15 protein-coding genes and 1 pseudogene are annotated in these 21,566 nt (G+C 44.1%); 8 read left to right on the forward strand and 8 right to left on the reverse strand.

Going from position 1 to position 21,566, the window contains the following annotated elements; genetic code table 11:
* Window positions 1-7: 7 nt before the first annotated feature.
* The gene (locus tag ACSSS3_RS02150; protein ID WP_442846277.1) at window positions 8-1,264 is read left to right on the forward strand and encodes a DUF4374 domain-containing protein; all 1,257 of its coding nucleotides are present in this window, start codon (window positions 8-10) and stop codon (window positions 1,262-1,264) included.
* A 286-nt stretch (window positions 1,265-1,550) separates the two neighbouring features.
* On the opposite strand, the gene ACSSS3_RS02155 is transcribed toward ACSSS3_RS02150, so the two are convergent.
* Window positions 1,551-1,742 (reverse strand): peroxiredoxin family protein, encoded by a 192-nt coding sequence (locus ACSSS3_RS02155; RefSeq protein ID WP_442846278.1) that lies wholly within the window; start codon window positions 1,740-1,742, stop codon window positions 1,551-1,553.
* On the opposite strand from ACSSS3_RS02155, the pseudogene ACSSS3_RS02160 reads away from it, so the two are divergent.
* Window positions 1,739-1,861 (forward strand): annotated as a pseudogene (locus tag ACSSS3_RS02160) (IS256 family transposase); the annotation flags it as partial. The gene ACSSS3_RS02155 and the pseudogene ACSSS3_RS02160 sit on opposite strands and share 4 nt — an antisense overlap.
* 108 nt (window positions 1,862-1,969) lie before the next feature.
* On the opposite strand, the gene ACSSS3_RS02165 reads toward ACSSS3_RS02160, so the two are convergent.
* The 3 genes from ACSSS3_RS02165 to ACSSS3_RS02175 all read right to left on the reverse strand — a co-directional run bounded on the left by ACSSS3_RS02165 (window position 1,970) and on the right by ACSSS3_RS02175 (window position 5,248).
* Window positions 1,970-4,138 (reverse strand): TonB-dependent receptor, encoded by a 2,169-nt coding sequence (locus ACSSS3_RS02165; RefSeq protein ID WP_442846279.1) that lies wholly within the window; start codon window positions 4,136-4,138, stop codon window positions 1,970-1,972.
* Between the two features lie 51 nt (window positions 4,139-4,189).
* Entirely contained in the window at window positions 4,190-4,507 is a 318-nt protein-coding gene (locus tag ACSSS3_RS02170) for a hypothetical protein (protein WP_442846280.1), read from the reverse strand.
* Between the two features lie 123 nt (window positions 4,508-4,630).
* Window positions 4,631-5,248, reverse strand: a complete 618-nt coding sequence (locus tag ACSSS3_RS02175; protein ID WP_442847387.1) for a class I SAM-dependent methyltransferase — start codon at window positions 5,246-5,248, stop codon at window positions 4,631-4,633.
* A 185-nt stretch (window positions 5,249-5,433) separates the two neighbouring features.
* Between ACSSS3_RS02175 and ACSSS3_RS02180 the strand changes: the two genes are divergently transcribed.
* The gene (locus tag ACSSS3_RS02180) at window positions 5,434-6,078 is read left to right on the forward strand and encodes a nucleotidyltransferase domain-containing protein (protein ID WP_442846281.1); all 645 of its coding nucleotides are present in this window, start codon (window positions 5,434-5,436) and stop codon (window positions 6,076-6,078) included.
* Between the two features lie 1,612 nt (window positions 6,079-7,690).
* Window positions 7,691-8,203: a hypothetical protein gene (locus ACSSS3_RS02185; RefSeq protein ID WP_442846282.1), complete on the forward strand. Its 513-nt coding sequence runs from the start codon at window positions 7,691-7,693 to the stop codon at window positions 8,201-8,203.
* 431 nt (window positions 8,204-8,634) lie between these two features.
* On the opposite strand, the gene ACSSS3_RS02190 is transcribed toward ACSSS3_RS02185, so the two are convergent.
* Window positions 8,635-8,958 (reverse strand): hypothetical protein, encoded by a 324-nt coding sequence (locus ACSSS3_RS02190; RefSeq protein ID WP_442846283.1) that lies wholly within the window; start codon window positions 8,956-8,958, stop codon window positions 8,635-8,637.
* 491 nt (window positions 8,959-9,449) lie between these two features.
* On the opposite strand from ACSSS3_RS02190, the gene ACSSS3_RS02195 reads away from it, so the two are divergent.
* The 3 genes from ACSSS3_RS02195 to ACSSS3_RS02205 all read left to right on the forward strand — a co-directional run bounded on the left by ACSSS3_RS02195 (window position 9,450) and on the right by ACSSS3_RS02205 (window position 13,454).
* Window positions 9,450-10,658: a hypothetical protein gene (locus ACSSS3_RS02195; RefSeq protein WP_442846284.1), complete on the forward strand. Its 1,209-nt coding sequence runs from the start codon at window positions 9,450-9,452 to the stop codon at window positions 10,656-10,658.
* 136 nt (window positions 10,659-10,794) lie between these two features.
* Complete coding sequence (locus ACSSS3_RS02200) at window positions 10,795-12,942, forward strand: glycoside hydrolase family 97 protein (RefSeq protein WP_442846285.1); 2,148 nt, start codon at window positions 10,795-10,797, stop codon at window positions 12,940-12,942.
* Between the two features lie 308 nt (window positions 12,943-13,250).
* On the forward strand, window positions 13,251-13,454 hold the full coding sequence (locus ACSSS3_RS02205; protein WP_099646232.1) for a hypothetical protein: 204 nt from the start codon (window positions 13,251-13,253) through the stop codon (window positions 13,452-13,454).
* Window positions 13,455-13,619: 165 nt separating this feature from the next.
* Here ACSSS3_RS02205 and ACSSS3_RS02210 read toward each other — a convergent pair whose 3' ends face one another.
* On the reverse strand, window positions 13,620-15,176 hold the full coding sequence (locus ACSSS3_RS02210) for an NAD(P)/FAD-dependent oxidoreductase (protein ID WP_442846286.1): 1,557 nt from the start codon (window positions 15,174-15,176) through the stop codon (window positions 13,620-13,622).
* A gap of 123 nt (window positions 15,177-15,299) precedes the next feature.
* Here ACSSS3_RS02210 and ACSSS3_RS02215 point away from each other — a divergent pair, with 123 nt between their 5' ends.
* Window positions 15,300-16,094: a phosphatase PAP2 family protein gene (locus tag ACSSS3_RS02215; protein WP_442846287.1), complete on the forward strand. Its 795-nt coding sequence runs from the start codon at window positions 15,300-15,302 to the stop codon at window positions 16,092-16,094.
* 356 nt (window positions 16,095-16,450) lie between these two features.
* Here ACSSS3_RS02215 and bglX read toward each other — a convergent pair whose 3' ends face one another.
* Window positions 16,451-18,730: a beta-glucosidase BglX gene (gene bglX, locus ACSSS3_RS02220; protein WP_442846288.1), complete on the reverse strand. Its 2,280-nt coding sequence runs from the start codon at window positions 18,728-18,730 to the stop codon at window positions 16,451-16,453.
* An 80-nt stretch (window positions 18,731-18,810) separates the two neighbouring features.
* The gene (locus ACSSS3_RS02225; RefSeq protein WP_442846289.1) at window positions 18,811-21,564 is read right to left on the reverse strand and encodes a carbohydrate binding domain-containing protein; all 2,754 of its coding nucleotides are present in this window, start codon (window positions 21,562-21,564) and stop codon (window positions 18,811-18,813) included.
* Window positions 21,565-21,566: the final 2 nt, after the last annotated feature.

Raw genomic sequence — 21,566 nt, forward strand, 5'->3', positions numbered from 1 at the left:
GTAAACAATGAAAAAAGAAAAATTAATCTTTGGAACTTTAGGACTTTTGGGCTTACTTTTTACAGCCTGCGACAGCAATGATGACGGCACAACTCCTGAAGAGCCGGGAGCTGAGGTTGAATCAAAATACATCATTACTGCTACCCCTACTGCGGCAGGTTCAGAAGGTGTAGCTGATTATATTCTAACAACAGACGCAATTACTGAAGGCTCTATCAGTACTGCAGGAAACGGTATCGAGCAAGATGGAACATATCGCTACTATATCACTACCAACAATAAATTCTTCAGTATGCTTTACGGTCAGGGGAATCCCGGAGCTGTGACTTCCTACGAATTGAACGCTGAAGGATCACTTGAAAAGTTATCTGATTTTCAATCGGAAACCGTACAAGCGTTTGCCGCTGTAGATGACGAAATCCTGTTGATCAAAATTTCAAGAAATGCTGATTCTCCAATCGCATCTTGGTATCGTTTTGACACCAATACCCTACAATTTGTTGCTGAAGGGCAAATCAATACCCAAGAACTTGCTGATAAAGAATCTGGAGAATTGGCATTCTTCACCTGGATTACGCAAGTGGGAGATAAAGTTTACCTCCCCTACTTTACTATGAAAGGATGCTGTAATGACTCTTTTGGTTCTATCTATCCTAACGAAGCCAACATCGCTGTGTTTTCTTATCCTGAAATGGAATATGAAACCACGATTCATGATGAGCGTACCAGCTTTATCGGGCGCTACTTTGTAAATGGATTAAGCGTGGATGAGCACGGTGATGCCTATGCATTTTCTTCATCGGTAGCTACTACCAATGGCAAACTTACCTCAACCTTACCTTCTGCGGTAACTCGTATCCCGAGCGGGACCACTGCATTTGACGATTATTATTTCAACCTTGAAGAAGCCAGTGGCGGTTTATACCTTACAGATCACATCTATGCAGGTGATGGTAAATTTGTAGGAATTATGGCCTCTGAAAAAACATCGGCCTATGCAAGTGGTAATCAGTATACGATAATCGATGTATATAATCAAACAGTAACTCCTGTAAGTGGTACTCCTAACCCTGATGCAGTAGTACTAACCTCAAGCAAAAGCAATTATGTCTCTGAAGATAAAAGTACCGTAAGTGTAGGGATCACTACCGAGACCGGCAGTTGGATCTATAGCATTGATGTTGCCAGTGCAACTGCTAAGCAAGGTAAAGAAGTTGTAGGTGGTACGATCACTGCAATTAGTAAACTCGATGTTGTTGAATAATTGATTAGCCAAAATAACATCTAAAAGAGGCTGTCTAAAAAGGCAGCCTTTTTTCATGGATTTATCCTTGATATGTTTTAATTTCATGGTATGAAAGCAAAACCTGTTTGGAAGACCGACCATCAGTCTCAGTTGAGCCTGTCGAAACCGATCTTGACAATCAGTAAGTTGAGAATATTTCGACAAGCTCAATAGGACACGTCCTTGCTTTTTAGACAGCCTCTTATTTATATATGCTCCTGTTCTTTTTGAACAGAAAACAGCAATGTGTTCTAACATCTCAAAATCACTCCGGAAAAATCGTTGCTAATTGCGCGTCTCCTTCGAGCCCTTCAGAATCGATCAGGTTGGTCCACTCCATTTGATCTTTTTCAACAGCATTACGCCATTTTGCATCATCATAATCCATCGATACACTAACGATCTCAAAATCTTTAGACTTGTACTTTTTATACAGTTTCGCTAAGCCCCTACCCAACCGAAGATGCGATGATGAAATCCGTATATTTGGCAGTGAGGGAGGTGTCCAAAAAATGGTCGATGCCCTTAAGGAACTGGGGCATAATCCTAAATCAGTTCCTGACGATCTCTGAAAAAAGCGCAATCCCCAAGCTACTAGCTGAGGATTGCGCTTCAGGCTTGCAGCAACTACAATTCCGCTTAAAACCAAACGCCCGGAAATGAATTGGATCGTATTGACCTTGTCTAAAGCTTCCACTTAAACCCTCCGTTTATTACAAACCCATCTACAGGTGCGTAAATATCCCTGAAGTTGGGATCGTTTAAGCTTCCGGTATAAATGGTGTCAAACCGGGTTTGCCGGGTATCCAGGAGATTTTCGAAATTTAAAAATAAGGAGAACTTTTCCCCGAGTTTTTTTTCGGTCATCACACCCAAAATCCAGTAGGCCTGCCCTGTAGTTCCATCATTTAAAAGTTGCGGACTGTAATAATAGCCTTCCAGCCCGACCCAGAAATTTTCGTGCTTTTCATACATCAGAACATTGTTTAGCCGGTGTTGCGCAACCAGGGGGTATTGGGTGCTGGTTCCCTGATAATGCTGGTTTACATCGGCCATGGTATAGCCGATGAATAACTTAAAATCCTGATACTTCCAGCGCATATTAGCCTCTATACCCTTGCTGTCGAGATAGCCATCAGGTTGATCGAACGAGTACATACTGCTTCCCGTTTGATTCAGCAGAAGCGGATCGTTGATACGGGTGTAAAACAAAAGCAGATTGGTAGAGAGGTTGAGCTCTGAAGTAATCGACCAGTTGTAATTACCATCGAGGTTAAAACCTATAGAACGCTCTGCCTCGGTTTGATCTACAGCAATGGGCATGACATTTTGAAATTGCAGACGCTCCACCTCTTCGGTAAAAACGGTAGGTGTTTTATAACCCAGACCCCCACCTATTCTAAACGTAAGCAGGTTGGTAGGTTCAAACATCAAAGAAAATCTGGGCAACACAAAAGCACCGTAATTGCTTTGGTAATCGGTGCGCAAGCCGGTTTCTAAAGTCCATCGTTCTTCAAAATCCCAGATATTTTGTGCAAAAGCGCCCAGGGTGTAATTGGTAAAACTCAAATCCTGACCGGCCGCCCCCTGTTGCTGCGTAAAATCGTCGGTCCATAAGTTTACACCCAGCACCCATTCGGTATCCTGGCCTGTGGTGGTATAATTGAGTTCAGAAAATGAGGCCACCTGCCGACCGCCAAAACTATAGTCCGGCACTTCAATCTCGCGCTCAAAAAGACTAATACTGTTTTTCAGGTTAAGGCTGGCAGTTTCAGACAGCCTATAGCTCGCCTGTACCTGAGTTGAAAAGCGTTCCGTCGTGTTGCGTTCAAAATACCCGGTTTCACTATCCCCTTTTACGTAATCGATGGCACCACCCAGGCGATCTTCGGTAACATAATTGAAGCCTGCATTAATCGTGGTTTGATCATTCAGATACAGATAGAATTTCGGGTTTAAGGTAAAACGTTCAAACTTTGGAATCGCGGTAAGTCCGTTATCTGCCGGATCGTATGGCGTACCCAGATTGTAAGAAGCAAAAACAGTCGTTCCGGTTTTACCGTATTTTTCCGAATAAAATCCGCTTAAGTCCAGCCCCAGTGCAGAAGTCCCATTGGCCATAAAACTGAGTTCGGGCTCCTCCTCCGGTGTCTTCGAAATCAAATTAACCAGACCGGCGATAGCCCCACCTCCATATAGGGTTGAGGATGCACCTTTAATCACTTCCACCTGTTTTAAATCGAGCGGGGCTATCTGCATCAGGCTGAGACCACCCGAATAGCCGGAATACAACGGGAGCCCATCGCGCAGCAGCTGTGTATATTTCCCGTCGAGGCCCTGTATGCGTATACTCGAATTGTAACTGGTGGCCGATGTTTGCTGGGTTTGTATTCCGGTGCTTTCATTGAGCAGCATACGAATATCTCCCGGTTTCATATTGCCTTTTTCGGCAAGTTCTTCACCCGCGATAAACTCGATGCGGGTGGGTATATCCTGAAAAGTTCGGGAACTCCGGGTAGATTGGATGACCACTTCTTCCATTTCCTCTTCAGCCGGTTCCATATAAATGGTGGGGTTCTTATCGGCCGGATTGAGCGGAAAGCTAAGGCTAAGGTTTTGGTTTTCAAAACCTACGTAGCGAATTTCAAGCGTGTAGATTCCATCGGGGATTCCGGTGATTTCCACAACCCCGTTGGCATCGCTAATGGCTCCTGTATTTAAGGATTGCATGCTTACGGAAACGCCGTAAAGCGGTTGCCGGGTTTCGGCGTGTTTAAGACTTGCTTTAAAGGTATTTTGGGCAAAAGCTGCACTACATAACAGCAGGAACAGCATCGTGATAGGATGTTTCAAAAGACTTCAATTTAGGTGATTAAAAAATTGGTTTTCACCAGGGTGAAAACACTAAACGGATTGTAATCGAGCCCGGGGAGGCTTGAAGGAAGTCTCATGGTAATCTTCCCGGTAAAGATTGAATTTTGAAACCGGTACAGCCAGGGATACCTGCTCCTGAAGAAGAAAACAGGTCTCTAACTCCTGTATCGAAAAGCCGGTACAGCTCCCACAGGTAAAAAAGGGCGAACAGGGTTCGTCACAGGGCGTATTTTCACAATCTGAAGATTCCTCACAGGATTGATGCTCCGTTGCATTTTCAAAATCAGCTGTACAGCAGGGAGTTGCAGACAAAAACAAGGTCAATCCGATAAGCAGAAGTATCAACACGTTCATCGGGTTAAAAATAGGGATTTTGAATACAGCTTTAAAGCTTCTGCTAAAGTTTGATGTAGGGAACTCCGCTCATTTCACACTGCTGATTGCATCGTAGCGGTTTTCAGGAACTCCTTTTTAGTTGAGCGTATAAAGCGTCGTGACCAGGTTTCCCTTTGCTTCGGGAGCGGAAAGGCTGAGGAGTTCCCGGCTCTCTTTCACCTTAAGATGAAAAGGAGCTGCCAAAAGATCGACACCACTCTGCTTTTTGAGTCGGATACCCTGCCCGGAAATGAGATCTGCATTAGGTTCAAAAGGGGAATCGGGAAGATGTTCGGTAAGAATTACATACCTGAATGCATACAATTTGGGTACAATTGCGCAGATCTCGGCGTTTGAAAGATGCTGCAATACCTGCCTTAAGAGCGCGCAATCTCCATCGGGCAAGGGATCTTTCGCAAGATCTAAAACTTCAAAGCTCAATTGCGGGGCTTGATAGTGTTTTTGATTATAGGCGATTAAATCTGGTACAATATCAACCGCCTTATAGCGCTGTGTATAGGGTACCAACCTGCTCCCCACGTTAAAATCGCCACAACCCAGATCACACACGCGCAGCGGTGGATTGAAACTCCTGAGAAATGCACCTGCCACTTCTACATAAGCGTTTACGGTTTTGGGGTCGTGCGAACCGGCCCCCGAATAAAATGCTGCTTCACCACCACCCCACAGGTTCTTTTCATAGACCTGCGCCATCGCAGCCTGAGTTGGCCAGGGAATTTTGTTTCGCTTCTTCACAGCTGCAAGATAGCATTCCTGAAGGGATGAGACCTATCAGGACATTTTTTACAAAGTTGTGATCTTAAGTTTACGGTTAAAAATAATAGTTTTACATCAGTACCTACTTATTGAAATCTATCTAACTCCAAGAACAGCATACTATGACCGAAAAAATAATTCAGTATTTAGATAAAATGGAGAAGGAAAAAGAGATCAAAATTCTTTTGGCGTGCGAAACAGGATCAAGAGCCTGGGGTTTTCCTTCGCCTGACAGTGATTTCGATATTAGAATTATATACGTTCATAGAAAAGATTGGTATTTATCCCTTTCAGAGAAGAGAGATAGTATTGAGTTGATGCTCGAAAACAATGACATTGACATCACAGGTTGGGATTTGAGAAAATCCCTGAGACTTTTACAAAAGTCCAATGCGCCATTATTAGAAAGAATACAATCGCCTATACTTTACAAATCGAATAGCGCCTTTTTAGTGGAAATTAATGAATTGGCAAAATCTCAATATTCAAGAATCGCCACGATTCATCATTATTTGAGTATGGCTAAAAAGTTTATGGACGAACTAAAAGAAGATGAGCCTTATAAACTGAAAAAGTTCTTTTATGCTTTACGCTCTGCAACGGCCTGTAAATGGATTTTGGAGAAAGAAGACCTGCCTCCAATCGAGTTTCAGAAAATGCTGGATGGATTAAATCTTGAAAGTTATTTGATAAATCGTATCTATGAACTGATAGAACTTAAAGCTACACCTGTTCGTGCGCGATTGTATCGCGTACAGGAGGTTTAAATTCCGGTTACACCTGTCACACGGAGCGCAGTAGAAGTGTAGGCTGTAAGGTGAATTTAAAATACCAGTAGTAAATTCAATAAAACTTCAGATTATGTGTTCGAAACATGTTATGTTCATTTTTTCCATTGATGAAAAAACGAACCAAAAAAATCCAGGCTGACAAAGCTTTATCTAAATTTATCATTCCCTCGCTAAATTTTAGAAACTCGCCTTGATTAATTGAGCTAAGTAGAATAATTCGGTGGGCTCAAACAGTCTAAAATTTTTAACGCTCACTCATTTCAAATTTTTTACGATAAATCTTTGTAGGCCGATGCTGACGTAGTAACTGGCCTTTTTACTTTATTTTAAAAATATCTAACCCCAAAAAGTTAAACGAATCTCAATCCATCGGTTCAGAATAGCCTCGCTTCATCCCCTAGTCGTGCGCGATTGTATCGCGTACCGTTGATTTAAATTCCGGTTACACGTGTCACACAGAGCGCAGTAGAAGTGTAGGTTGTAAGATGAATTTAAAATACCAGTAGTAAATTCAATAAAACTTCAGATTATGTGTTCCAAACTTATTATGTTCATTTTTTCCATCGATGAAAAAACGAACCAAAAAAATCTAGGCTGACAAAGCTTTATCTAAATTTATCATTCCCTCGCTAAATTTTAGAAACTCGCCTTGATTAATTGAGCTAAGTAAAATAATTCGGTGGGCTCAAACAGTCTAAAATTTTTAACGCTCACTCATTTCAAATTTTTTACGATAAATCTTTGTAGGCCGATGCTGACGTAGTAACTGGCCTTTTTACTTTATTTAAAAAATATCTAAACCCAAAAAGTTAAACGAATCTCAATCCATCGGTTCAGAATAGCCTCGCTTCATCCCCTAGTCGTGCGCGATTGTATCGCGATTCAAACAAACATACATCCCTCCAAACCTCCAGACTCCATCCCAAAGTTCGGAGGGAGGTTTTTTAAATCTCTACTATCAGTCTCTCTTCCTTTTAAGTAAGGGCCGGGGATGGATTTTGAGTTAGCCAATCACCGACCTAAATCCTGCAGGCCATTGCACGCTATTGCATACCGTTAAACGCCTTTGCATACAATCGCATACGATTGCAGGGTCTTAGCAAAAAAAGAGGGCTTTGCTTCGGTATTCGTTCGAGATGGATCTGGTGTGGCCCGGGGGATCTAAGCCGGGAGGTTACGGCTTAACATTTAGCTGTTTTGTTGAAATGGGGTTTTGGGTGAAGGAAATCGAGGGGTTAAACGAGATATAATGCAAAAATGAACAATGTAGTTTTTTTGATGAACCTACTCTCATTTTCATTTATAACATTTTTAAGATTATAATTGACTTCTTTAAATAGAATCTATACTTTTATTTCCCCTACGTAACAAAGTTATTCTCCCTGAATTTCACTCTGAAGCCTTCCTTTTTTAGTTTTGTTGCCGGCAGTCTATCAGAAAAATTTATGAGATTTTGAAATTAATAGAAAAAACACTAATTCAATTATTCTTCCTAAGCGGTACAAAAAAAAGAAGTACTCAAAACCAAAAGACCTTACTATAGCTTTGACTAATTATTTACTTTAATCAAAGTAAGAACAATTATAAAATGAGACATTTCATAGCTTTTTTAAGCACATTAATATTTTTATCGTGTACGAATAACGATAGTATTCAACCAGATGATTTTAATAACACCAGTGTTTTAGCAAGACTCCAAAATGAAGACGCCTGGGAACTGGAATATGATGCTGAAGTATATCAGTCGTTTTGGAATTTCGAAGTATATAGCGAGTACCATGTCTTTAATCCGGGAACCGACCCAAATGGCCTAAGAGAACACTATTACTGGAGATATACCAAGGATGAGGTGCCAACAGATTGCTATTATACACTTAAAATGAATGAACTGGATTATGAGGAGTATACGATACTCGTAAATACGCCAAAAGAATTAATTTTAAGAAATCCTATAGGCGAAGCCAATAGGATCATTTATACTTATGAAAACGGGGTTATAAGGTATGAATATAGGGAAGATGACAGTGAGGATAATTATTTTCCCGCTGCAACTTTAAAACCATCTTCTAAAGATCTTAGTACTTTAAAAATCTGCGAGTAAAATAAACTCTAAATAACACAGATACCCGTACAGTCCCCTGCTCTCTTTAATTGTTAATAAAATGTGAAATTTCAGCCTTTCAGAACCCGTTTTCATACACTCTTCATACACCATCCTAGGGGATGCCTAGGCTTTGACTGGGAGTTGCCGTGACTGAAAGCTGATTTTGACTATCTCCCTTGGATAATAATGACTTCTTTCAGTTATCCACTCTATTTACTCCCTTTCTCAAAAAATCAACATCTCACCACCCTCTAACCACCTCTAATCAAGCTAACCAGGCTTTCTAAAGATGTCGCCTGCTTTAAAAATACCGGTTTTTGGAAGAGCTTTGAGATTTATGAATCCGCTCTACTATTGACCGACATCAAAAAGAAAAGCCAAACAAGAATTGTCTGGCTTTCGATAAAATTTTTTGAGATGTTTAGATCTTACTTGTCATTGGCAAGCGTAATGCTTTTGATGATTCCCTCACTGGACGAATCGGCAGACCGGTCTACCGCTTTATAGGCTACCATTACCCGGCTACCTTCATAATTTCCATTTTCCAGGTCAATAGGTATTTCGCTTGAGCTTTCAAGAACCACCGCCTGTAAATCGGCGTCGGTAAAAAAGTAGTATTCCCCTTCATAGCCGTCAAAGGTAAGTTCGGCATTTACAAAGGTATCGTTAGTGATTTCTGCGTTCGCCTCTTTAGAAGTTAAAGGCGAAAAAGAAAGTATTAGGACGCTGATGATGCTTATTAAAAGTTTCATAGTTTTTGATTTTGTTTCACTAAGATAAGAAGCAAGACCGCCTATTTAAAGAGTCTTATACATACTTTAGCATCAAGTGCTAAAGCCTTCCCAATACGGCTCCTGCATTCCCGTGATTTTAAGATTCCGAATAAAAAAACCTTAACATTTATGGCGCTATGATGCTGAACTGACCGGATAGTTACACTAAGGCTCAAACAATACTCCAATTCATCCGGAATGGTTTTAAAAAAGCATTTCGGCATCCTGAAAATGTATTGAGCAGTCGTTCAGCGATTAAAAACAGGGTTTAATCAAATATCCTCCTTCCGCCCTAAAAAACAGCTCCCATCGGCTGTCAATTACCCAATCTTTCCCGTAAATTAGCTACAGGTGTTTGTAGCTGGCCCAGTACTCACCCTTTGCTTTCCTCTATAAGCACCCCCGGCCAACTCAGGCAGCATACAATTTTGACATTTAACCATTCTATATATTAATTAAATCAACCTGTTATGAGGAAACTGTTTTTTTTGCTCGGAACACTGTTCTGCGGTACCTTCTTAATCGCACAGACCAATACGAGTGTAGTTACACAAACCGGAACGGGCCACGAGTCCTATGCCCTACAGGCCGGAAGACTTCATATTTTAGACCTCAACCAGGAGGGGCTGACTAACTTTTCCGATTCGAGACAGACCGGAAGGTCAAACGATGCCGATATCGATCAGATTGGTACCAATCAGGATACATATATCAAGCAAATTGGGAGCAGTAATGAATACCGTGTCACGCAGGCTGAAAATGGAAACGACAACCTTGCAATGGTGCGCCAGGAAGGTCGCAGAAACTACGGCGGCCTCGGAAACGACTGGGGTACCTACCAGGCAGGGTCGCGCAATTTTTCGGAAACCTCTTCAGTGGGAGACGATAATGGTGCCGCAACCCTTCAGCGTGGATCTGATAACAAAGCTTCTCTGGTACAACGGGGAGACCGCAACAGCGGTACCTATTTAACGAGTTTGAACTGGGGTATTCAGCAGATCGGGAACCGCAATGCGGCAGATATCGACCAGATCGATGATGATAATACCGCTTCCATAGAACAATTGGGTGATGACAACGCATTCCGCATCACACAGGAGGGTTTTGTAAATACCGCCTCCTCCTATCAATCGGGAAACCGCAACCGGGCCGGAGGTTCTGCCTTAAACTGGGGGATTTTACAGGTAGGAAGCCACAACCGCGCTACCTCAAGCTCTGTGGGTAACAATAACAATTCGGGTACGCATCAGGGCGGGAATCACAATACCTCTACCATTGTACAAACCGGTGACGGCAATGTGAGCAACGGTCTGTCTCGCGGATATTTTGGTACCGATCAGCGCGGGTATTACAACAACTCCGATCTGGTTCAATCGGGCAACTACAATACCGCCTCAACAGACCAGCAGGGTAACCGCAATCAGGCAGACACCTATCAGTTGGGTACGTCTCACCGGAGTTCGGTGTATCAGGATGGAGCAGATCACGATTCAAACGTTGACCAGTTAGGAACCGCCAATATCTCAAGTGTTATTCAATATGGGACCTCCAACAGCAGTCTTGTTTTTCAGGATGGAAACACCAACCAAAGCAGCGTTTTCCAAACCGGACTTGCGCATCTAAGTACGGTTACCCAAACGGGAGTTACTAACAGTTCAAGTGTTAATCAAAGTAACTGATCTCCTTTAAAATCACCTGAAATTCCTAAAGAGTGCTTTTTTAAGCACTCTTTTTTTTGATCCTCTTTTTAATTAGGCTTTCTATCCCGTACCTTTGTTTTCCTGATACTACAACGTTATAATTAAATTGAAATTCATGAAATATCAACATGTACTTTACCTGATTTGTGCCTTGGCCTTCTTACCGCTACACGCGCAGCAAATCAGTTCACCCAATCAAAATTTTACTTTAGACTTTTCTGTTGAAGAAGGAAAACCTACCTATTCTCTTTCGTATAAAGGGAAAGTTCTGGTTAAGCCCAGTCGTTTAGGCTTTGAACTTGCAGATGCCGAAGATCTGACCGAAGGTTTTAGCTTTGAAAAATCAGAAACTGCCAGCTTTGACGAAACCTGGAAGCCTGTTTGGGGCGAAAGCAGCAGCATTCGCAACCACTATAACGAACTGCTCGTAATGCTGAAGCAGGAAACTACCGCTCGTATGATGCACATTCGCTTCCGGTTATTTGACGATGGTCTGGGCTTTCGCTATGAGTTTCCGGCACAGGATAATCTGATTTATTTTGTGATTAAAGACGAAAAAACACAGTTTGCGATGAACGGCGATCATACCGCCTGGTGGATTCCCGGGGATTTTGATACCCAGGAATACAACTATACCAAAACCAAAATCTCGCAGATCAAAAATTCGGTACAGGCCGCGCTCGAGCGCAACGGCGCCAATGCCTCGATGACGCCCATATCTGATTCTACCGTACAAACCGCGCTGATGCTGAAAAGCGACGACGGGATGTACCTCAATCTGCACGAAGCCGCTTTGGTTGAATATTCGGCTATGCACCTGGATTTTGATACCCAAGCTATGACTTTTGAGGCGCATCTTACCCCGGATGCGGTAGGCAATATGGCGTATATGCAGGCTCCGCGAAATACGCCCTGGAGAACGATAATTGCCGGGGAAAAAGCCGGAGACATCCTGCTATCCAATATGACGCTTAACCTCAACGAGCCTACCGAATTTGAAGATACCGGCTGGATCAAGCCCGTAAAATACATCGGGGTCTGGTGGGAAATGATTACCGGTAAAAGCAGCTGGGCTTATGGCGACGTACCCAGTGTACAACTGGGCGTAACCGATTTTGAAAACCTCAAACCCACCGGAAGACACGCTGCCAACACTGCCCACGTGAAAGCGTATATTGATTTTGCCGCTAAACACGGCTTTGATCAGGTACTGGTAGAAGGCTGGAATGTGGGCTGGGAAGACTGGTTTGGCAAATCAAAAGATTATGTGTTTGACTTTGTCACTCCGTATCCTGACTTTGATGTGGTGGAGCTTCGCGAATATGCTAAAGCAAAGGGCGTTAAAATCATGATGCACCACGAGACCTCAGGGGCTATACGTAACTACGAGCGCCATATGGATACCGCGTATCAGTTTATGAAAGCAAACAACTACAACGCGGTTAAAAGCGGTTATGTAGGCGATATCATCCCACGTGGCGAATACCATTACGGGCAATGGGCCAACAATCATTATTTGTATGCTATTGATAAGGCTAAAGACTATCAGGTTATGGTCAACGCGCACGAGGCGGTAAGGCCTACTGGTCTGCGTCGCACCTATCCCAACCTGATCGGAAACGAATCTGCCCGTGGTACCGAATACCAGGCCTTTGGCGGAAACAATCCCGATCACACGACCATTCTTCCGTTTACCCGCCTCATTGGCGGACCTATGGATTATACGCCGGGAATTTTTGAAATGGACGTGAGCAAATACAACCCGGACAATAACTCGCACGTAAATGCTACCATTGCCAATCAGCTGGCTTTGTATGTGACGATGTACAGTCCGCTACAGATGGCCGCCGATTTACCGGAAACGTATGAGAAGTTTCTGGATGCCTTTCAGTTTATTAAAGATGTGGCGATCGATTGGGATGAGACCTTAGTGCTTGAAGCCGAGCCGGGAGATTTTATTACCTATGCCCGCAAAGCGAAAAATTCGCCGAACTGGTTTGTAGGGCGTACCAATGATGAAGAAAAACGCAGCTCATCTATCGCGTTTGATTTTCTTTCGCCCAAAACCCAATACATCGCGACCGTTTATGCCGATGCAGCAGACGCGCATTACAAGACCAATCCCCAGGCGTACACCATTACCAAATATGTGGTGACTTCAAAATCAAAACTGAAGCAGCTATGTGCTCCGGGTGGAGGTTATGCGATTAGTATCGTTCCGGTGACCGATAAATCGGAAGTGAAAGGGCTTCAAAAATTGTAGTAATAACTCACTTTTATAGAATAAAACTCAGTCCCAAAAGGCTGAGTTTTTTATTGGCTTGCATTCCTTTAAATTTAGATCAGAAGATTTGTGCGTGATTTTTGAGGTCGTAAAGTCCTTTTACAGGAAGTTTTAAAAGAAAAATTGCCTGATTTAGAGCTGTATTCATTTTTAATAAATTGATTTCCAATATTTTAATTGAAATAAAAATCAGTTAAAAAAATTAAAAAAAAGTAGTTGCAGATGTTGCACGAGTCTAAATTTAAATTAGATTCGCACGCATTTTTAACGCAAAATAATTTTATACTATGAAACGCATTTTTTTAGCTGTTTTTGCTTTGAGTTTAATGATCACTGTTTCTTCTTGCAGAGAGTCTGCTGAAGAGAAAACAGAGGAAGTAATGGAGGAAACTTCTATGGAAGCTGCTCCAGTTGAAGCTCCTGTTGAAGTAGAAGTAGAAGAAGTTGAGGAAGTTGTAGTTGATACTACTGCTGCTCCTGAAGTTCAATAATCCAGATACCAAGACGTAATAAGCCCCAAAGCTTAGAAACAAAACCCTGCCGAGTGCAGGGTTTTGTGTTTATGGTCACCAATAAAGGACTTCAGCACCCAAAGACTTTCGTTGAATTTGAACATTTTTCCTGAAAAATACTTCGAGGCTTGCTGGGTAGATTACTTAAAGCCCATACTTAACCGCAACGGCATCTGCGCAATTGATCCCGTCAATAGCAGCAGACATAATTCCCCCCGCATAACCGGCCCCTTCCCCGCAAGGATACAAACCTTTGATTTCGATATGCTGAAGACTGCGTTCATCCCTTGGGATGGAAACAGGCGAAGAGGTACGGCTCTCGGGCGCGTGCAATACCGCATCAGCTGATAAATAGCCCGGCATCTTTTTGCCAAAAGCCACAAAAGCCTTCTCCAGGCGTTTGGCGATTAAGGGCGGAAGCACCTCGTTTAAATCGGCACTCACAATCCCGGGCTGGTACGAGGTTTTGGGGAAGTCTTTCGATTTAACGCCCTTTACAAAATCGGTCATACGCTGTGCCGGTACACGCTGGGTTTTACCCCCGGCTATCCAGCAGGCATGCTCCACCATCTTTTGAAAATTGAGGCTTACGAAAGGATCATCCGGTTTATATCCCGGCAAATCTTTGGGCTCCACACTCACCACAATACCAGAGTTTGCATAAGGATTATTGCGTTTGCTGGGACTCCAGCCGTTGGTGACCACCTCATTCTGATCGGTAGCGCAGGGGGCGATGATTCCTCCCGGGCACATACAAAACGAATACACGCCCATCCCGTCTACCTGCTCTACCAGGCTGTAGGACGCCGGCGGCAGATAAGGATTATCGGTTTCTCCGTGGTATTGAATGTAATTGATCACTTCCTGACGGTGCTCTGCCCGTACGCCAAGCGCAAAGGGTTTGGCTTCGATCTTTACCCCTTTTTCGTGAAGCAAATAAAAGATGTCCCGTGCCGAGTGCCCGGTCGCCAATATCACTTCTTTAAAGTCGTACTTGATCTTGTCGTTGATGACCAGTCCGGTGATCTGTTTGTCTTCGATCAACAAATCGGTGAGCTTGGAGTTGAAGTGTACCTCCCCTCCTGCTTCGCGAATGGCATCCCGCATAGCCGTAATGAGTTTGGGCAATTTGTTGGTCCCAATATGCGGATGCGCATCTACCAGGATATCTTCATCTGCACCAAAATGCACGAGCCATTCCATCGCCTTGAGCACATTGCCGCGCTTTTTAGAACGGGTGTACAATTTTCCGTCTGAATAGGTACCGGCACCACCCTCACCAAAACAGTAATTCGACTCCGGGTTTACGATTAGCTCCTTATTGATTTTGGCCAAATCGCGTCTGCGCTCGCGCACATCTTTTCCGCGTTCAAACACAACCGGCTTTAAACCGGCCTCAATGGCCCGGAGCGCCGCATACAATCCGGCAGGGCCGGCACCAATGATGGCAATAGCAGGTGCCGGGCGCACATCCCGGGCTATAAAACGACTGAGCTGTGCCTTAGACTCCCCTTTTTTCCAGATTTCTACCTGCAACTGCAGCTTTACCGGGCGCTTGCGCGCGTCTATAGAGCGTTTGCGGATGCGCCAGTCTGCCACTTGAGAAAAGGGAATATTGGCTTTTTGCAGCGCCTGCTTGATGATATACTCGTTATTTTCAAGCAACTCGGGCCTGATGGTAATGGCAACTAATGTACTCATAGCGCAAATATAGGCAGTAGTAATCTTTAAAATACTACTAAATCTTGCTTATAGAATCGTTAAAGCAGATTGTAGGAACGGCAGAATTAGGCATTTTCGTCAGAACAACCTAATCTTAACTTTATGCGTATTCTTTGTCTTTGCTTTTTGCTTTTAACGTCGGGCGTTTTTGCTCAGGAAACCGAATCTCCCTATGAACTCAGCTGGGGTAAAGATGCGACCTGGCTGGGACTGGGACTGGCCGGTACCACCGCGGGCTTTCTTATCATTCAGGATAAAGAACGCATCGATGAAGAAACGATAATGAACCTGAATGAAGACAATATTCCATTTTTTGACCGCTGGAATGCCGGCAACTACGATGAAAACCTCAGCAAAATAAGCGATGTGCCCTTTTACACTTCGTTTGCAATCCCGCTGGCGATGTTGTTTACCAAAGATCAAAGCAATCACACCGGGCAGATCAGCGTGATGTATCTGGAATCGCTGTCGACCACGGCAGCCTTATTCACGCTTTCGGCCGGATTGACCGATCGTTTGCGTCCGCGTACCTATAACGAAAATATTCCGCTGAATGAGCGCACTGAATCTACCAATACCCGCAGCTTTTACTCGGGTCACGTGGCAGCTTCGGCGACTGCAACCTTTTTTGCTGCTAAAGTGTGGACCGATTTTAATCCCGATATGAAAAACAAATGGCTGGTTTGGACGGGTGCTGCCCTAATTCCTGCAACGGTGGGAACCCTGCGTATGGAGGCCGGAAACCATTTCTTTAGCGATGTCCTGCTGGGTTATGCCCTGGGAGCCGCCAGTGGTATATTAGTCCCCGAGCTGCATAAGAAAAAGTATGAGAACCTTTCGTTTAGCCCGATAATGGGTGATGATTTTCAGGGGGTTTATTTGAGTTACCGGTTTTAAGTCGCCTCAGCTCCAGTCTTTCTACTGCCTAAGGTGTCAGCTTTATTCTGATCTGAATATGGATTCGAGTGATTTTGAGAGCAAGAACTTAGTAAAAGTTATCGAGGAGTGTCACTTCGAGTGCCAGACGAGGTGAGACCGATACTGGTGTATCGAGAAGTGTCACTTCGAGTGCCAGACGAGGTGAGACCGAGACTGGTGTATCGAGAAGCCCGGTAAGCAAGAAACATACTAACTAAGAAGACTTCTCGATACATCTAAAGCTACGCTATTGCTTTGCTTTAGCCACTCGAAGTGACATAAAAAAAGGCTTCAGTAATCTACTGAAGCCCTTTTAGTTTATTCAAAATTAGAATTTACTCGTAGCTAAAAGCAGCCTTTTTCAAATCCATCGAGTTGGTACCTATCATCACCTCAAAATCTCCGGGTTCGGTTTCCCAGATGTTGTTTGCACTGTAAAATTCCAGTGTTTTAGGCGTAATTACAAAAGTTACCGTTTTGCTTTCGCCCGGCTCCAATTCGATCTGTTTAAAATCGCGCAATTCTTTTATAGGTCTGGTTTTGCTGGCGAAAAGATCGCGTATATACAACTGTACCGTTTCTTTACCTGCAACATCGCCGGTATTGGTCACACTTACCGAAGCGGTCAGCGATCCATCAGCGTTTAAGGTTTCTGCCCCCAGACTGATGTCGCTGTATTCAAATGTGGTATAGCTTAAACCAAAACCAAAGGGAAACAAAGCTTCAATAGACGAGTCTTCATAACCTGAATAGAATATCAAATCGCTGCTGGGGCGACCGGTGTTTTTACGGTTGTAGTATAACGGCTCCTGCCCCACATTGCGCGGAAACGAAACCGGAAGCTTTCCGGAAGGATTATAATCGCCGAATAACACATCTGCAATGGCATTACCGGCACGTGAACCCAAAAACCAGGTTTCTAAAATTGCAGGTACCTGCTCGTTTGGCTTCGACAAATCTAGCGGACGCCCGTTCATCAGTACCAAAACAATGTTTTCATTAACCGCGTGCACGGCGTCAAGCAATTCCTGCTGTACTCCGGCCAGGGTAATATCGGTATAGCTGCGCGCTTCGCCGGTCTGGTAGGCGTCTTCACCCAATACCATTACGACAACTTCCGATTTTGCTGCTGCGGCAACGGCATCGGCAAAACCTGTCGTGTCGGTTTGATTAAGTTTTAAAGGCTGAATAAATGCACGCTCCCCGATAGCTAAATCGGCACCTTTGGCATAATTGATTTCAACAGCAGCTCCCAGTTTATTCTGAATACCTTCTAAAACCGAAACGGCTGAATTAGGCACGGCCTGCGCTCTCCAGTTACCCAATGGCGAATCTTTATCTGCCGCCAGCGGACCAATTACCGCAATACTTTTTAAAGAGGTTTTTAGCGGAAGTGCATTATTTTCGTTCTTTAACAAAACAATAGACTTGCGGGCGATGTCTTCAGACGCTTCCAGGTGTGCTTCGGTATAGACATTTTGAGCCTCGCGGGTCTCATCGCTGTATTTATAAGGATCTTCAAAAAGTCCCAGATTAAATTTCACCCTTAGGATTCGGCGTACCGCATCGTCTAAAAGCGCTTCGTCTATGCTTCCGTTTTCAACTAAAGGAACCAGAGACTCCTCGTAGACCAAACCTTCCATATCCATATCGCTTCCGCCCTTAACGGCGAGTTCACCGGCCTGCATCTTATCTTTTGCATAGCCGTGATTAATCATCTCAACAATAGAACCCCAGTCTGAAACCACAAAACCTTTGTAATCCCAGTCTTTCTTAAGCACTTCGCGTTGTAAATACACACTGGCTGTCGCAGGAGTACCGTCAATCTCGTTAAAACTGTTCATAAACGTAGCTACGCCTGCTTCGGCAGCAGCTTTAAAAGGCATCAATATCGAGTTTTGCAATTCGGAAATACCCACGTTTACCGTGTTGTAATCCCTTCCGCCTTCACCATAACCGTATCCGGCAAAATGCTTGGCACAGGCTGCAATACTGAATACATCAGAAAGATCAGTTCCCTGAAAACCTTTTATGCGGGCAACGCCTATGACGCTGTTGAGATACGGATCTTCTCCGCCGCCTTCCATGATACGTCCCCAACGGGCGTCACGGGAAACGTCTACCATAGGCGCAAAAGTCCAATGCACCCCGGAAGCTGCGGTCTCAACGGCTGCAATACGCGCTCCGTTTTCAATAGCTTCGAGGTCCCAGCTTGCGCTTTCACCCAGGGGCACGGGAAACATGGTTTTATACCCGTGAATCACGTCATACCCAAAAATCAAGGGAATCTTTAACCGGCTGTACTTCATGACATTTTCCTGAGCCTCGCGGGTACCGGCAGCGGTCAATACATTGAGCATCGAACCTACCTCACCAGCGCGCAGTTTTTGCAACTTGGTATTCCCATCAATCTCTGAGGGTGCTCCGGTAAGATCAAAACTCCCGTTGTATTGCACCATTTGGCCCATTTTTTCCTTGAGGGTCATCAGGTTTATGATCGAATCGATTTTCCGCTCGGTTACGGGATCGAGATCGTTGACTCCCTTTTGCGCCGAAGCAAGCTGCGTGGCAAAAGCCAAAACCATAAGGGATAGCAGCGCTTTTGTCGTATTCATAGTCTTAAAATTTAGGTATTAAAAGGAGCTGATCTTTAAACCTGATCAGCTCCTGAATAGTTAATTGCTTTTAAAGTTTTCTAATTTCTTACGGTCACAGAAACATTATCTACGTTAGCAGAAACACTACATCCCGCATCTCCACCGCAAACCGACTCGATAAGCAACGACAGCCCTTCACTCACATTGGTTCCTGCGGGAATGGTATAGGTCGCTGTAAACGTTGTCCAGGTATCGGTTAGGGCGGGCCTTGGATCAAAAACCTGCGTAAATGAGGCACCATTCGCAGTTTCACCAAATAGAAGCACATTGAATACAGCTCCGGGTTGTGTTATTGAACCTCTATGATCAAATTTTACCTCGATCACATCTCCTGCTTTTACGACGCCGGCACCAAATCGCTCTTGTTTAATGGCCGGGTTACTAGGGCCATTAGTACTAATCTTCGCAGATGCTGCACTTCCATTACCTAAAGAATTATCCAAAATGGAGCTGCCTCCATTTTGAAAAAATGTCCATCCGGTTTCTCCGGCTTCAAAACCACCATTGGTGATAAAGTTATCAGAAGTACCACCGCCACCGCCGGTTCCGCCGCCGGTGTCATTGCGAGTGAGGGATACATTATCAATATTTACAAGGCCTACTGCGCCACCGTTATCAAAAAGTACGCGGCTGTTTGCATCACCAAAGCCATTTGCTGTTAGCGTTAAGGTATACGTTGTACGCTCTGAAGTTATAGCTACATTTTCTGATGTATTGGCAAAATTACCATCACTTAAACCTATCCCGGCTATTATGGAACGATTGCGATCAGACCAGGCGTCAAAAGTAAGCGTATAGGTAGCGTCCGGAACAATGGTTAATTTTTGACTCAGGTTTACTAAAAACGCATCACCCGCAGTTTCTACGTTAACCGAATAAAAGGTATTTCCATTTTCGGTAGTAGTAGGCGCAGGGTTACTTCCTACTCCAACCGTCCAGGGGCTGGCTCCGTCTTCAAAATCGCCATTTACGAGTAATCCCGAATCGAAATCACTTCCGCCACCTCCGCCGGTGCCTCCGGCAGCTTCCAATCTAAGATCATCGAGGTAATAGGTGCCGTTTGCGGTAATCGCATCATTAGCCTGATTGTTATCGGGCTTAATAACCAATTGATTGTAAGCCGTAGGCGCAGCCGGTAAATTGGTGAACGTAAACTGAACTTCTGTCCAAGTATTTGCTTCCGGAATCGTTACAAAAACGGGAGCAGGATTACCGGTCACCGGAACGGTTTGAGGATCAACCGCAAGCTCAAATCTAAAGACCACATTCGCTTTAGTGGAATACACTTTAAGTTTGAAGGTATTGGTCGTCGTTAAATCAAAATTAGGATTGAAGGTGTTTTGAATACCTGCAAAGAAACTTGAACCGGCAGGCTTGTCAACACGAAGTACATAATCTGAGGTATTTATACCTGTTTTGCTTGGGTTATCGGCAAGACCTGAAGTGATACCGTCTCCAAAATTGTTGGAAGCTAAAAAGGTCTGACAACCTTCAAAATTTAAAGGAAGCGTTGTTGCGGCTACCGGGGTACCGGTACAGCCACCTCCACCGGTTCCTCCGGGGTTACTGTCGCTTCCGTCACCTCCTACTACAAGGGAAATATTATCCAGAACCACAACACCGGTATCTGCACCCATATCAAAAAGCACGCGGCTGTTTGCACCGCCAAAGTCGGCCGCACTCAATTGGAGGGTAAAGGTTTGGGTTTCTGTAGTCAAATTAATTTGTGGAGCCGTGTTGGTAAAAGGCGCTTCGTTAAGACCAATACCGGCAAGAATTGTTCTAGCCCGATCTGAGGAAGCGTTAAACGTCAGAATATAATTGGTTCCCTGAGTGATTTCAACAACCTGACTCAAATTCACATTAAAAGGTTCCCCTGCTGTTTCTACGTTTACGAAATTATAGGTATTACCTCCTTCTGTCACGGCGTTGGCACCATTACCTATCCAGGGTTGGATACCTGCCTCAAAATCACCATTTATCAACAAGCCTGAATCAAATGGTGGTACCGGAGTTTCAATCTGTGCAATATCATCTACATAAAACGTATCGGCAGTATTGCCCGGGCCATCTGCAAAGAGGGTCACTCGCGAATAACTCGCTGCAGAATTAAAGTCAAACTGAAGACTTTCCCAACCGCTACCGGTATGGTTTGCACTCACCTCAACATCTGCACCGGTACCCTGTTCTAATTTCAACAGAACCGGAATCGCAGTTTCAGACCAGAAATTCATCGTGATGGTTTTTTCCGTGGTCAGATCTACAGCCATACCCACATCGAAGGTGATTCCTTCAAACTGGTTACCTGCATTAACGATTTCACCTACCTGAGAAGCCTTATCATTTGATCCCGAAACGTCAGGATTGGATACAATTTGAAAGGTTGTACCATTAAAGGTATTCACTTCATAACTCACATTGGGATCGTCAAAAGTCACCGGAAGATTCATGGGCAATGGAATGTTTATCACCAACAGATCTGAAAAGGTGTCCGAGCCGCCTGCTGCATTTTTAGCCGTAAGCGTTATGGTGTACTCACCCGTACCAAAAGCACGCATCGGGTTGATCTCTTTAGAAGTACGCCCGTCGCCAAAATCCCAGCTGTACATCGTAGCCTCTTCTGAGGTGTTTAAAAAGGTAACTGCCCCGGTATCTTCATCAAGGGTATAGGTAAATCCTGCCGTAACTTCCGGCAATTCTGCATCATCTTCTTCGCAGGATACGAAAGCGACAAGGCTAAGCACTACTGCCAATACTCCGGCAAATCTTATGTTCTGTATAAATTTTTTCATCT

This window comes from Leeuwenhoekiella sp. H156, assembly GCF_052218455.1.
Lineage (GTDB): Bacteria > Bacteroidota > Bacteroidia > Flavobacteriales > Flavobacteriaceae > Leeuwenhoekiella > Leeuwenhoekiella parthenopeia.

Coding starts and splice junctions, on each gene's coding strand:
- ACSSS3_RS02150 (WP_442846277.1), top strand. CDS start 8: ATGAAAAAAGAAAAATTAATCTTTGGAACTTTAGGACTTTTGGGCTTA.
- ACSSS3_RS02175 (WP_442847387.1), bottom strand. CDS start 5,248: ATGGCGCAGGTCTATGAAAAGAACCTGTGGGGTGGTGGTGAAGCAGCA.
- ACSSS3_RS02180 (WP_442846281.1), top strand. CDS start 5,434: ATGACCGAAAAAATAATTCAGTATTTAGATAAAATGGAGAAGGAAAAA.
- ACSSS3_RS02185 (WP_442846282.1), top strand. CDS start 7,691: ATGAGACATTTCATAGCTTTTTTAAGCACATTAATATTTTTATCGTGT.
- ACSSS3_RS02190 (WP_442846283.1), bottom strand. CDS start 8,958: ATGAAACTTTTAATAAGCATCATCAGCGTCCTAATACTTTCTTTTTCG.
- ACSSS3_RS02195 (WP_442846284.1), top strand. CDS start 9,450: ATGAGGAAACTGTTTTTTTTGCTCGGAACACTGTTCTGCGGTACCTTC.
- ACSSS3_RS02200 (WP_442846285.1), top strand. CDS start 10,795: ATGAAATATCAACATGTACTTTACCTGATTTGTGCCTTGGCCTTCTTA.
- ACSSS3_RS02205 (WP_099646232.1), top strand. CDS start 13,251: ATGAAACGCATTTTTTTAGCTGTTTTTGCTTTGAGTTTAATGATCACT.
- ACSSS3_RS02210 (WP_442846286.1), bottom strand. CDS start 15,176: ATGAGTACATTAGTTGCCATTACCATCAGGCCCGAGTTGCTTGAAAAT.
- ACSSS3_RS02215 (WP_442846287.1), top strand. CDS start 15,300: ATGCGTATTCTTTGTCTTTGCTTTTTGCTTTTAACGTCGGGCGTTTTT.
- bglX (WP_442846288.1), bottom strand. CDS start 18,730: ATGAATACGACAAAAGCGCTGCTATCCCTTATGGTTTTGGCTTTTGCC.
- ACSSS3_RS02225 (WP_442846289.1), bottom strand. CDS start 21,564: ATGAAAAAATTTATACAGAACATAAGATTTGCCGGAGTATTGGCAGTA.